Origin of the sequence: uncultured Nevskia sp. (assembly GCF_903885465.1) — a bacterium.
GTDB lineage: Bacteria > Pseudomonadota > Gammaproteobacteria > Nevskiales > Nevskiaceae > Nevskia.
Genome location: NZ_CAISIQ010000402.1, coordinates 1 through 13,015, shown reverse-complemented (window position 1 = coordinate 13,015; position 13,015 = coordinate 1). Strand labels below are relative to the sequence as shown.

Genomic DNA, 13,015 nt, shown 5'->3' with positions numbered 1-13,015 from the left:
GTTTGCAACCAAGGGGCTGCAGGGGGTTCTGCGCGCCACGATTTCTCCAACGGGCGCCGCACTGATGCTGTTGAGTGGTACTGCACAGGCCACTGATTCACTCGCCGATCTGCCGTCGAAGCTGGCCGGCGGCAAGACCAATCTCGATGTCCGTCTGCGTTACGAGGCGCTCAATCTGTCCGATCCGCTGGCGGCACCGATCACCGAAAACACGGCGCAGGCGACCACCATCCGCGTCCGCCTCGGCTATACGACGGCGGCCTGGAACGAGCTCGACGGCCAGCTGGAATACGAGGGCGTCGATACCCTCGGCGACGATCGCTACAACTCGCTGCGCAACGGCCGCAGCACTTACCCGGTGATCGCCGATGCCCAGGTGCACGAGGTCAATCAGGCCTGGCTGCGCTATGCCGGCCTGCCGAAAACGCAGATCAAGTACGGCCGCCAGCGAATCAATTTCGACAACCAGCGCTTCGTTGGCGGCGTCGCCTGGCGGCAGGACGAGCAGACCTTCGATGCCGCGCTGCTGACCACCACCCTGATCCCGAAGACCACAGTCACCTACGCGCATCTCGACCGAGTCAACTCGTTCCGCAACTTCGCGATCGAAGGTCGCAATGTCGATCGTCTCGATATCGACGGTCATCTGATGAATGTGTCGACGCAGGTCATCGACAAGACTCTGAAGCTGACCGGCTACGGCTATTTCCTGGACTTCGGCACGGTGCCCGGCGGTGCTGTCGGCCGGCTGCTGAACAACAACCAGACCTATGGCCTGCGTGCCACCGGCACGGTGCCAGTGCAAGCCTTCACGCTCGGCTATTCGCTGGAATATGCGATCCAGCAAGGCTGGCGCGGCTCGCCGGATCACGACATGCGCTACGGCCTCGCCGAAGCCGTGGTCGGCTGGAAGATGCTCAAAGCAACGGCCGGTTATGAAGCCCTGGGCGGCAACGGCATCTCCAGTTTCCAGACGCCATTGGCGACCACGCATGCCTTCGACGGCTGGGCCGACCAGTTCCTGATCACGCCGGTCGGCGGCCTGCATCGCCTGTATGCCTCGGCCTGCGCGACGGTGGCGAAGGCCAGCCTGACCGCCGTCTATCACGACTTCTTGGCTGATGCCGGTGGCGCCCACTACGGCAATGAAGTCGATCTGCTGGCCAGTTATCCGGTACTCGCCAATTTCACCGTGTTCGCCAAGTTCGCCGCTTACTTCGCCGATGAGTTTCCGGTGGTTGCCGGCCAGGCCACCAACGTCAAGCGCGGCTGGCTCTACGCCGAATACAAGTTCTGAGCGCGCGATGAGCACGCCCCAACACAGCCCGTCCGTTCCGGTGCAAGGCGATCAAGCCGCATCGAGCTGCGCACCGTTGTTGGGCGTCGCGCACTTCAAGAATCGGCAAATCCGCTTGCAAGTCTCTGTTTGAACAGGCCGTAAACAAACGGCACAGCCTTTGCTACCGACTGACTCACGTGGTTAACGGCGATCACGTGAGCATCTCTTGGCGGCCAATGGCGACCGCAGACCTCACGTTATCCATTGGAGCAACCATGTCCGTTCCCACGTCTCCCGCCTATCTCGCCAAGGCGACCAAAGTCGCACTCAGCGACTTCTCTTCTCCTGCCATGCGCGCCTTCCATCTGACCTGGATGGCGTTCTTCGTCTGCTTCTTCGCCTGGTTCGCCTGCGCCCCGTTGATGCCGATCATCAAGGGCGAATTCGGGCTGACCAAGGACCAGATCGCCAACATCAATATCGCGGCCGTCGCCGTCACCATCCTGGTGCGCCTGGTCATCGGCCCGCTCTGCGATCGCTACGGCCCACGCAAGGCCTACACCGGCCTGCTGCTGTTCGGCGCCATTCCGGTGTTCGGCGTGGCGTCTGCACAGAGCTATGAAAGCTTCCTGTTCTTCCGTCTGGCGATCGGTGCGATCGGCGCCAGCTTCGTGATCACGCAGTACCACACCAGCGTGATGTTCGCGCCGAACGTGGTCGGCACCGCGAACGCCGCAGCCGCGGGCTGGGGCAATTCCGGTGGCGGTGCCACGCAGACCCTGATGCCGCTGATCGTCGTCGCCCTCGCCTTGTTCGGTGTCGAGCAGGCCGGTGGCTGGCGGATCGCGCTGCTGGTGCCGGGCGTGCTGATGCTGGTGATGGCCTGGGCGTACTGGAAGTTCACGCAGGACTGCCCGGCCGGCAATTACGACACCTTGCGCGCCACCGGCCTGATGCCGGACACCGGCAAGAAGGTCGGCATGACCAGCTTCAAGCGCGCTTGCGGCAACTATCGCGTCTGGCTGCTGTTCGTCACTTACGGCGCCTGCTTCGGCGTCGAGATCTTCATCCACAACGTGGCGGCGCTGTATTACGTCGAGCGCTTCGGCCTCAGCTTGAAAGCCGCTGGTTTCGCGGCCGGCACCTTCGGCCTGCTGGCCTTGTTCGCCCGTGCACTCGGCGGCATCGCCAGCGATCGCATCGCCAAGGTGAAGGGCCTCGATGGCCGCACCCTGCTGCTGTTCGTGCTGATGGTCGGCGAAGGTCTGGGCCTGCTCTGGTGGGCGCAGATGGATCACGTCGCCCTCGCCATCGTCGCGATGCTGACCTTCGGTCTGTTCACCCACATGGCCTGCGGCGCGACCTACGCGCTGGTGCCGTTCATCGATCGCAATGCGCTCGGCGGCGTGGCCGGAATCATCGGCGCCGGCGGCAATGTCGGTGCGGTAGCGGCCGGCTTCCTGATGAAAGCCTCGCCGAACACCCAGAGCTGCCTGCTGATCCTCAGCGGCCTGGTCACGGTGTCCGCCGTCTGTGCCATCGCGGTGCGCTTCACCGCCGAGCACAAGACGCAGGAACAGGCCTTGTTCGAGCAGGCGGTGGCGGAGCGGCAATCGCTGGCAGCTTGAGTTTTTGTTTCTTCCCCATGGACGGGGAAGGAGCACGGCAAAGCAAAACTGCAACACAACCAATAACAAGAGACTCACGCATGAAACTCGTCGTCATCGGCAACGGCATGGTTGGCCACAAGCTGCTCGAAGAGCTGGCCGACGCACCCAACCTCGCCATCACCGTGCTCTGCGAAGAGCCACGCCCGGCCTACGATCGCGTGCACCTGTCGGAATTCTTCAGCGGCAAGACCGCGGACGATCTGTCGCTGGTCACGCCGGGCTTCTTCGATCGCGCCAACATCACGCTCAAGCTCAACGCCAAGGCGGTGGGCATTGATCGCGCCGCGAAGCTCGTGCAGCTCGAAGATGGCGAGACCGTGCCTTACGACCAGCTGGTGCTGGCCACCGGCTCCTATCCGTTCGTGCCGCCGGTCACCGGCCGCGATCGCAATGGCTGTCTGGTCTATCGCACGATCGAAGATCTGGAAGCGATGACCGAATGGGGCAAGAAGTCCAAGGTCGGCGTCGTTGTCGGCGGCGGCCTGCTGGGTCTGGAATGCGCGAAGGCGCTGAAGGACATGGGCCTGCAAACGCATGTCGTCGAGTTCGCACCGCGCCTGATGACCGTGCAGGTCGATGACATGGGCGGCCGCCTGCTGAGGCGCAAGATCGAAGCGATGGGTGTGCAGGTGCACACCGGCAAGAACACGCTGGAAATCACCGATGGTGCAGGCCTCGGCGTCGGTGGCCGCCATGCGATGAAGTTCGCCGATGGCAGCCAGCTGCAGACCGACATGATCGTGTTCTCGGCCGGCATCCGGCCGCGCGATGAGCTGGCCAGAGTCGCCGGGCTGATCCGCGGTGAGCGCGGCGGCATCCTGATCGACAACCAGTGCAAGACCTCCGATCCGAGCATCTATGCGATCGGTGAATGCGCGCTGTGGCAAGGCAAGATTTTTGGCCTGGTGGCGCCCGGTTACGACATGGCGCGCATCGTCGCCAAGCAGATCGTTGCCGGTGATGCCGCCGCATCCGCACCGCAGTTCAACGGCGCCGACATGAGCACCAAGCTGAAACTGCTCGGTGTCGACGTCGCCTCTATCGGCGATGCCCAGGGCACGACGCCCGGCAGCCTCACCTATCTGTTCAACGACGACGTCGCCGGCCACTACAAGAAGCTGGTGGTGACCGCTGACGGCAAGCAGCTGATCGGCGCGGTGCTGGTCGGCGAAGCCAACGACTACGGCACCCTGCTGCAGATGGCGCTGAACGGCATTCCGCTGCCGGCGCAGCCGGAATCGCTGATCCTGCCGAGCGTGGAAGGCGGCTCGAAAGGCATCGGCATCGACATGCTGCCGGCGACGGCGTCGATCTGCTCCTGCAACAACGTGTCGAAAGGCGATCTCTGTTCTGCGATCGAAGGCGGCGCGACCAGCCTCGGCGCACTGAAGAAATGCACCAAGGCGGCGACCTCCTGCGGCGGCTGTCTGCCGCTGGTCAAGCAGGTACTCGATGCCGAGTTGAAGAAGTCCGGCGTGCTGGTGCTGAATCACCTCTGCGAGCACTTCGCGCACTCACGCCAGGAGTTGTTCCATCTGGTCAAGGTCGGCGGTCAGAAGACTTTCGACGAAACCATCCTCGCTCACGGCAAGGGCCGCGGTTGTGATGTCTGCAAGCCGACCGTTGCCTCGATCGTCGCCAGCTGCTGGAACGAGCACGTGCTCAAGCCCAAGCACGCTTCGGTGCAGGACACCAACGACTACTACCTCGCCAACATCCAGAAGGACGGTACCTACTCCGTGGTGCCGCGCATTCCGGGTGGCGAGATCACGCCGGACAAGCTGATCGTCATCGGCCAGGTCGCCAAGGATTACGGCCTGTACACCAAGATCACCGGTGGCCAGCGCATCGATCTGTTCGGCGCGAGAGTCGAGCAGTTACCGGAAATCTGGGGGGCCTTGGTCGCCGCCGGTTTCGAGTCCGGCCATGCCTATGGCAAGAGCCTGCGCACGGTGAAATCCTGCGTCGGCAGCACTTGGTGCCGCTATGGCGTGCAGGACTCGGTGACCATGGCGATCAGGATCGAGGAGCGTTATCGCGGCCTGCGTTCTCCGCACAAGATCAAGATGGCGGTTTCCGGCTGCACCCGCGAATGTGCCGAAGCGCAGAGCAAGGACGTCGGCGTGATCGCCACCGAAAAGGGCTGGAATCTGTACGTCGCCGGCAACGGCGGCATGAAGCCGCGCCATGCCGAACTGCTGGCCAGCGATGTCGACGATGAAACGCTGATCAAGCTGATCGATCGCTTCCTGATGCTCTATATCCGCACCGGCGATCGCCTGCAGCGCACGGCGACCTGGATCGAGAATCTCGAAGGTGGCTTGAGCTACGTGAAGAAGGTGGTCATCGAGGATTCGCTGGGCCTCTGCGCCGAGCTGGAAGCCGACATGGCGCGCCAGGTGGAAACCTATGAATGCGAGTGGAAGAAGGCGATCACCACGCCAGAAACCCTGAAGCGCTTCAGCCATTTCGTGAACTCGAAGGAGGCCGACGCCAACATTCAGTTCGTCGACGAGCGCGGCCAGATCCGGCCGAAATCAGCGCTCGAGAAGAAGCTTGAGGTGGCACCGTGACCGACGCTGCCAGCTGGACCTTCGTCTGCCATCGCGACGACATCGTGCCGAACACCGGCGTCTGCGCGAAGGTCGGCGATGCGCAGGTCGCGGTGTTCCGGGTCGTGGCGCCCGATGGCACCGAGGACGGGCCAGACAACGGAATATTTGCGATCGACAATTTCGACGTCCGCTCGCAGGCCAACGTGCTGAGCCGCGGCCTGATCGGCGAGCTGAGCACCGAAACCGGCCCGGCGCTGGTCGTCGCCTCGCCGGTCTACAAGAACCATCTGTGCCTGAAGACCGGGCGTTGCCTGGAAGACGAAGCCTGGTCGGTGAAGGCCTGGGCCGTGGCTTGTGGCGACGATGGCGCGATCATGGTGCGGGCGTCGTGAGTGCTGGCGATGGTCTCCTTCCCCCGCGTGCGGGGGAAGGAGCGAAGCCGAAGCGTCAACGCCTGGTCGTCATCGGCAACGGCATGTCTGGCATCCGCACGGTCGAGGAACTGCTGAAGCTCGAACCGGATGCCTTCGACATCACCGTGTTCGGCGCCGAGCCACACGGCAATTACAACCGCATCCTGCTGTCGCCGGTACTGGCCGGCGAGAAGCTGTTCGAGGACATCGTCACCCACGATCGTGCCTGGTATGCCCGCAACGGGATCACGCTGCACAGCGGCGACATGGTCACGGCGATCGATCGCCGGCGCCGGGTCGTGGTCGCTGCCAGCGGCCTCGAAGTGCCCTATGACCGCCTGCTGATCGCCACCGGTTCGCGTCCGTTCGTGATTCCGGTACCCGGCCACACGCTGCCCGGCGTCATCGCCTTCCGCGATATCCACGATGTGGAATCAATGCTGACTGCAGCCCGCAATCATCGCCATGCGGTGGTCATCGGCGGCGGCCTGCTCGGGCTCGAAGCGGCGAACGGTTTGCTGCGCCAGGGCATGAACGTCAGCGTCGTCCACGTGATGGACAGCCTGATGGAACGCCAGCTCGACAAGCCGGCCGCGAAGCTGCTGAAGACCGCACTCGAAAAGCGCGGCATGCGCTTTCTGCTCGAAGCGAACACCGCCGAGATCGTCGGCAGTGAGCGAGTCACGTCGATCAAGTTCAAGGATGGCAGCGAGATCGCCGCCGATCTGGTGGTGATGGCGGTCGGCATCCGGCCGAATGTCGAACTGGCGAAAGCCGCCGGCCTGCATGTCGAGCGGGCGATCGTCGTCGACGACAGCCTGCAAAGCCTCAGCGACCCGCGCATCTACGCTGTTGGCGAATGCGTGCAGCACCGCAAGAACGTCTATGGCCTGGTCGCACCGCTGTGGGAACAGGCCAAGGTCTGTGCCGCGCATCTCGCCGGCCTCGGCCATCGCCGTTATTCGGGCTCGGTGACTGCCACACGCCTGAAAGTCACCGGCATCGACCTGTACTCGGCCGGCGATTTCATCGGTGACAAGGACAGCGAAGACCTGGTGCTGCGCGATCCCGGCCGCGGCGTCTACAAGCGCCTGGTGCTGAAGGGCGGCTGCATCGTCGGCGTGGTGCTTTACGGCGAAGTCAGCGATGGGCCCTGGTATTTCGAATTGATGCAGAAGCGGGTCGACATCAGCGCGCTGCGCCAGCGTCTGCTGTTCGGACGCGGTTACTGCGAGCCTCAGGCGGCATGATGGCTGGATCGGCGTGCGCTTTCGAAAGTGCCTTGAATGGCACTTTCGAGCGTCGATCCAGCGGGCGGCAGCCCTCGGGGAGCAGCGCCGACACGGCGGCATGGGCGTGCCGCCCTACCAAACAGATGAACCTGAATTGATGATGGATGGAAGCACGCCCGAGGCACGTGAAGTAGCAACCACTTGTCCCTATTGCGGGACCGGCTGCGGGGTGATTGCCCGCGTGTCGGCTACGGGTGTGACGACAGTGGCCGGCGATGCCCTGCACCCGACCAACTACGGCCGCCTGTGCGTCAAGGGCGCAGCGCTCGGCGAAACCATGCTGCCGAAGGGCCGGCTGCTCTATCCCGCACGTCGAGAAGCCGATGGCTTCCAGCGCGTGAGCTGGGACAGCGCGCTCGATCAGGTTGCCACCGGCTTCCAGAAAATCATCGAAGAGCACGGCCCGGGCAGCGTGGCCTGGTACGTCTCCGGCCAGTTGCTGACCGAGGACTATTACGTCGCCAACAAGCTGGTCAAAGGCTTCGTCGGCACCGCCAACATCGATACCAATTCGCGGCTGTGCATGTCCTCTGCCGTCGCCGGCCACAAGCGCGCGTTCGGCGAGGACATCGTGCCGGTGTCCTACGAAGATCTGGAGCTGGCCGACCTCGTGGTACTGGTCGGCTCGAACACCGCCTGGTGCCATCCGATCCTGTTCCAGCGGCTGGTCAAGGCGCGCGAGCGGCGGCCGGAGATGAAGCTGGTGGTCATCGATCCGCGCCGCACCGCGACCAGCGAGATGGCCGATCTCCATCTGCCAGTCCGTCCGGGCACCGATGTCTGGCTGTTCAACGGCCTGATGAGCTTCCTGCACCAGCATGGCGTGGTCGATACCGCGTTCGTCGACGGCCATACCTCAGGCCTCGCGCGGGCGATGGCGATTGCCGACAACACCGCTGGCGATCTGCGTTCGGTGGCCGCGCAATGCAAGTTGCAGGAATCGGTGCTCGCCGAGTTCTACCGGCTGTTCGCGCGCAGCGCGAAAGTGATCACCGCGTTCTCGATGGGCGTCAACCAGTCGTCGAGCGGCACCGACAAGGTCAACGCGATCATCAACTGCCATCTGCTGACCGGCCGCATCGGCAAGCCGGGGGCCGGGCCGTTCTCGATCACCGGCCAGCCGAATGCCATGGGCGGCCGCGAAGTCGGCGGCTTGTCGAACATGCTGGCCGCGCATCTCGATCTCGATGCGCCTGCCCACCGCAAGCTGGTGCAGAGCTTCTGGCAGAGCCCGGCGATCGCCGACAAGCCTGGCCTGAAAGCCGTCGACCTGTTCGATGCGATCGACTCAGGCCAGGTCAAGGCGGTGTGGATCATGGCGACCAATCCGGTGGTCAGCCTGCCCGATGCCGACAAGGTCAAGCGCGCGCTCGCCAAGTGCGAGCTGGTGGTGGTTTCCGATGTGATGGCCGACACCGACACCACCGCCTACGCCCACGTGCTGCTGCCCGCACAGGGCTGGGGCGAAAAGGACGGCACGGTCACCAACAGCGAGCGCTGCATCTCGCGTCAACGCGCTTTTCTTCCAGCGGCCGGCGAGGCTAAACCGGACTGGTGGGCGCTCTCCGAAGTGGCGCGGCGCTGGGGTTACGGCGCGCAGTTCCCGTATCAATCGGCGGACGAGATCTTCGACGAGCATGCGCGGCTGACAGCGTCCGGCAACGATGACGCAGGATCACCGCGCTATCTGAACCTGTCCGGCCTGATTGGTCTGGGCAAGAGCGCTTACGACGCCTTGCAGCCGATTCGCTGGCCGGTCGCGGCCGCGTCGACGGCAGTCTTCGCCGACGGCCGCTATTACACGCCGGACCGCCGCGCCCGCTTCGTGCCGACCACGCCGCAGATGCCGGGCCGGCGGCTCGATGACGACTATCCGCTGGTGCTGAACACCGGCCGCGTGCGCGATCACTGGCACACCATGACCCGCACCGGCCTGGCGCCAAGGCTGGCGACCCACGTCTCCGAACCCTTCGTCGATCTGCATCCGCAGGACGCACTGCTCTGCGGCGTGCGCGAGCACGAGCTGGCGCGGGTGTCCTCGGCGCACGGCAGTTGCGTGGTTCGGGTACGGATGTCCGGCGAGATGCCGCGCAAGAGCGTGTTCGTGCCGATTCACTGGAACGCGCAGTTCGCGTCGGACGCGCGAGTCGGCGCGCTGGTCAATCCGGTGGTCGATCCGGTGTCCGGCGAGCCGGAATTCAAGCACACCCCGGTAAGGGTGGAACCGTTCCTGGTCGCCTGGCATGGCTTTGTCTTGAGTCGCGACGGCGATCTGAAATCGTTGACCGCCGACGCAGCCTGGTGGACGAAGATCACCGGTGACGGCTACACCCGCCACGAACTCGCCGGCCGGCGCAGCGATGCCAGCTGGGCCAGCCGCGCCAGAGCGATGCTCGGCGCTGGCGAAGACGCCGATTGGCTCGAGTACGAAGACAGCACCGCCAACATCTATCGCGCCGCATTGATCGTCGGCCGCCGCATCGAGGCCTGCCTGTTCGTCTCGCCGCGTCCGGATCTGCCCTCGCGTGCCTGGCTGTCGAGCCTGTTCGCCAAGGAGCAACTCGAAACGGCCGACCGCATCGGCCTGCTGGTCGGTGAACCGCTGGCCCGTGGCGACGATGCCGGCGCCACCGTCTGCTCTTGCTACGGCGTCGGCCGCAAGACCATCGAGGCGGCGGTCAGAGGTGGTTGTGCAACACCGGCCGAGCTGGGGGCGAAGCTGAAATGCGGCACCAACTGCGGCTCCTGCGTGCCGGAGCTGAAAGGCATCATCTCGGAGCTGCGCGCGCAGGCGCTCGCCAAGGCCTGAGTCAGGGCCTGTCAACAGCTGCTTTGGTCGCTGCGGCGGAGGTCGTTTTTGCCCAGTGCAACGAACGAGGAGCGGGCAATGGCCGACCCATTGGCGCGACGAGTAAGGCAGCAATGGGCAAAAACGATCCCGCCCCTTCGGGTTGCGGCCAAAAAGTCGCCGGGACTTCGTTGCGAACCTTGACCATAGGTAAGCTATGACCTGCGGTTCGCGCCTCGCCCGGCGGCTTTTTGACTCGCAACGCAGCGACCAAAGCAGCTGTTGACAGGCCCAACGAGGCGTAAAAAAACCGGTCCCGCTTGCGCAGAACCGGCCAAGTTCCAACCCCTGGGTGAACCACAGGACTCGGCAAACGCGACATGCCGAACCCTGGGTAAATCATCGGGACCCAGCGCCGCGGCCAATAGGGCCGCGCGTCCCTTATTCATGACCATGTGTACGGACGAGGGGTGATGAGCGGATGCAGGCCGGCGATGAACGCGCCGCGCCGCGAGTTTCCTGTTCGCGACCCGGTGCTATCCTTTTTCCCGATCTCCCCGCCCCTTGGTTCAGGCCCGTACTCCCATGCACAAGACGATCGCTGCTTGCGGGTTCGGTCTGATCATCGCTGTGCTGCCGGTGTCGGCCGACGTGCTGACGCTGCCGGCGACTCCATCCACCGACACGAGCGTCGATCTGCCCGCACGTGGCGAAGTGCAATCGAAAGTGCTGAAGCACTACGGCGAACCGAAGCTTCGCCATGCCGCCGTCGGTGGCAGTTCGCCGGCCCAGCCTCGGATCACGCGCTGGGACTACGCAGGCTTTTCAGTGTTCTTCGAGAACGATCACGTCGTCGACGCCGTGGTCCCGGATCGGCCGGCGCCGCTGTTCAATACCAACGAACTGTCGGCTGGCGGCTGAGAGCTTCCGCGGAGCGTCATGCGGACCTGAGATAATCAGGCTTCGCATCCGCCCCCGAATTCCGCATGAGCCACCGTCAGACCCTGCCGCCCGAGTGGGCGCCCCAAGCCGCCGTGATGCTGACCTGGCCGCGCCGTGACGGGGATTTCGCTCGTCACTTCGATGCCGTCGAGCGCAACTTCATCGCCATTGCCGTCGCCATCGGCCGCTATCAGGGCCTGCACGTCAATGTGGCCGACGGTGCCGATGCGCTGCAGGCGCGGCTGATCGAAGCCGGCGTACCGCGCGAGCGGCTGATCGTCCATGAAGTGGCGAACGATGACGTCTGGGCCCGCGACCATGGGCCGATCACGGTCCGGCGCGGCACGGGTTTCGTCCATCTCGATTTCACCTTCAACGGCTGGGGCAACAAGTTTTCCGCCACCCGCGACAACGCCCTCACCCGCAAGCTCGATCAGTACGGCGCTTGGTCGGCGCCCGTGGAAACGCTCGACTTCGTGCTCGAAGGCGGCGCGCTGGAGGTCGATGGTCACGGCACCCTGCTGACCACCGAGCGCTGTCTGCTCGCCGATACCCGCAACCCGCATTTGAACCGTGAGCAGATCGAAGCACTGCTGAAAGACCAGCTCGGCCTCGACCGCGTGCTGTGGCTGAAACATGGCGACCTGATCGGCGACGATACCGACGGCCACATCGACACCATCGCCCGCTACTGCGACGCGACGACGATCGCCTACCAGGCCTGCGAGGACGAAGCCGACGAGCACTACGCCGATCTCGCCGCGATGGCCGAGGAACTTCGGGCGCTGCGCGACTGGCAGGGCAAGCCGTACAAGCTGGTCGGCCTGCCGCTGCCGAAGCCGATCTTCGATGCCGACGATGGCCGGCGCCTGCCGGCCGGCTATGCGAACTTCCTGATTCTCAACGGTGCGGTGCTGGTGCCGGTCTACGGTCAGGCGCTGGACGAGGAAGCGCTGTCCCGCCTGCGGCCGCTGTTCCCGGATCGCGAGGTGATCGGCATCGACTGCAATGCCCTGATCCAGCAGTACGGCGGCCTGCATTGCGTGACCATGCAGCTGCCGGCCCACTGAGAGACGCAATGACGACGAAGACCAAGAACCTGAGAGTCGGCCTGGTCCAGCAAGCCTGTTCCAGCGATCGGGCGATCAGCATTGCCGCCAGCGAAGCCGGCGTTCGTGAAGCCGCCGCGCAGGGCGCGCAGCTGGTGATGCTTCAGGAACTGCATACCGGCCTGTACTTCTGCCAGCACGAATCGACCGATCTGTTCGACCTTGCCGAAAGCATTCCCGGACCATCGACCGAATGGCTGGGCGGGCTCGCGAAGGAATTGGGCATCGTACTGGTCGGCTCGCTGTTCGAGCGTCGCGCGCCAGGGCTTTATCACAACACCGCGGTGGTGATGGAGCGTGACGGCACCCTGGCCGGCAAGTACCGGAAGATGCACATCCCGGACGATCCGGGCTACTACGAGAAGTTCTATTTCACGCCGGGGGACCTGGGTTTCGAGCCGATCCAGACCAGCGTCGGCAAGCTCGGCCTGCTGGTCTGCTGGGATCAGTGGTATCCGGAAGCCGCGCGACTGATGGCGCTGGCCGGGGCCGATCTGCTGCTCTACCCGACCGCAATCGGCGCCAATCCGGCTGATCCCTTCGAGGAGCGCGAGCGGCAGCGTGAAGCCTGGGTGACGATCCAGCGTTCGCATGCGGTGGCCAACGGCCTGCCGGTACTGGTTGCCAACCGCATCGGCTACGAGCCGGACCCGAGTGCGCTGACCGAAGGTGCGAAGTTTTGGGGCACCAGCTTCGTCGCCGGGCCGCAGGGCGAGTTCCTGGCCCGGGCCGGCACCGAGGACGCCGAGGTGCTGGTCGTCGACATCGATATGGCGCGTTCCGAGAACGTGCGCCGCTGGTGGCCGTTCCTGCGCGATCGCCGCATCGAGGCCTATGGCGATCTGCTCAAGCGCTTTCGCGATTAGCGTTCATGGTGACGAGGCATGACAGTTGTCATGACGCTTCGCTGACGCACTGAACTGCTCACGGCGCCAGGCAGGCTCTAGTCTTTCCGCAACAACGGAGG

9 protein-coding genes are annotated in these 13,015 nt (G+C 64.5%); all 9 read left to right on the top strand.

Annotation, left to right across the window (positions count from 1 at the left end):
• A partial coding sequence (locus QZY06_RS15775) for an alginate export family protein (protein WP_295686022.1) occupies positions 1-1,297 on the top strand: 1,297 nt, incomplete at its 5' end.
• 257 nt (positions 1,298-1,554) lie between these two features.
• On the top strand, positions 1,555-2,907 hold the full coding sequence (locus QZY06_RS15770) for an MFS transporter (RefSeq protein WP_295686021.1): 1,353 nt from the start codon (positions 1,555-1,557) through the stop codon (positions 2,905-2,907).
• A gap of 80 nt (positions 2,908-2,987) precedes the next feature.
• On the top strand, positions 2,988-5,522 hold the full coding sequence (gene nirB / locus QZY06_RS15765; RefSeq protein ID WP_295686020.1) for a nitrite reductase large subunit NirB: 2,535 nt from the start codon (positions 2,988-2,990) through the stop codon (positions 5,520-5,522).
• Entirely contained in the window at positions 5,519-5,896 is a 378-nt protein-coding gene (nirD, locus tag QZY06_RS15760; protein WP_295686019.1) for a nitrite reductase small subunit NirD, read from the top strand. The genes nirB and nirD overlap by 4 nt, the downstream gene beginning before the upstream one ends.
• An 83-nt stretch (positions 5,897-5,979) precedes the next feature.
• Entirely contained in the window at positions 5,980-7,167 is a 1,188-nt protein-coding gene (locus tag QZY06_RS15755; protein ID WP_295686018.1) for an FAD-dependent oxidoreductase, read from the top strand.
• A gap of 139 nt (positions 7,168-7,306) precedes the next feature.
• A complete protein-coding gene (locus QZY06_RS15750; protein WP_295686017.1) occupies positions 7,307-10,018 on the top strand; it encodes a nitrate reductase in 2,712 nt (903 codons plus the stop codon).
• 564 nt (positions 10,019-10,582) lie between these two features.
• Entirely contained in the window at positions 10,583-10,918 is a 336-nt protein-coding gene (locus QZY06_RS15745; RefSeq protein WP_295686016.1) for a hypothetical protein, read from the top strand.
• A 65-nt stretch (positions 10,919-10,983) separates the two neighbouring features.
• On the top strand, positions 10,984-12,009 hold the full coding sequence (locus QZY06_RS15740) for an agmatine/peptidylarginine deiminase (RefSeq protein ID WP_295686015.1): 1,026 nt from the start codon (positions 10,984-10,986) through the stop codon (positions 12,007-12,009).
• Between the two features lie 8 nt (positions 12,010-12,017).
• Entirely contained in the window at positions 12,018-12,914 is an 897-nt protein-coding gene (locus QZY06_RS15735) for a carbon-nitrogen hydrolase (RefSeq protein WP_295686014.1), read from the top strand.
• Positions 12,915-13,015: the final 101 nt, after the last annotated feature.

Coding starts and splice junctions, on each gene's coding strand:
- QZY06_RS15770 (WP_295686021.1), top strand. CDS start 1,555: ATGTCCGTTCCCACGTCTCCCGCCTATCTCGCCAAGGCGACCAAAGTC.
- nirB (WP_295686020.1), top strand. CDS start 2,988: ATGAAACTCGTCGTCATCGGCAACGGCATGGTTGGCCACAAGCTGCTC.
- QZY06_RS15755 (WP_295686018.1), top strand. CDS start 5,980: ATGTCTGGCATCCGCACGGTCGAGGAACTGCTGAAGCTCGAACCGGAT.
- QZY06_RS15750 (WP_295686017.1), top strand. CDS start 7,307: ATGATGGATGGAAGCACGCCCGAGGCACGTGAAGTAGCAACCACTTGT.
- QZY06_RS15745 (WP_295686016.1), top strand. CDS start 10,583: ATGCACAAGACGATCGCTGCTTGCGGGTTCGGTCTGATCATCGCTGTG.
- QZY06_RS15740 (WP_295686015.1), top strand. CDS start 10,984: ATGAGCCACCGTCAGACCCTGCCGCCCGAGTGGGCGCCCCAAGCCGCC.
- QZY06_RS15735 (WP_295686014.1), top strand. CDS start 12,018: ATGACGACGAAGACCAAGAACCTGAGAGTCGGCCTGGTCCAGCAAGCC.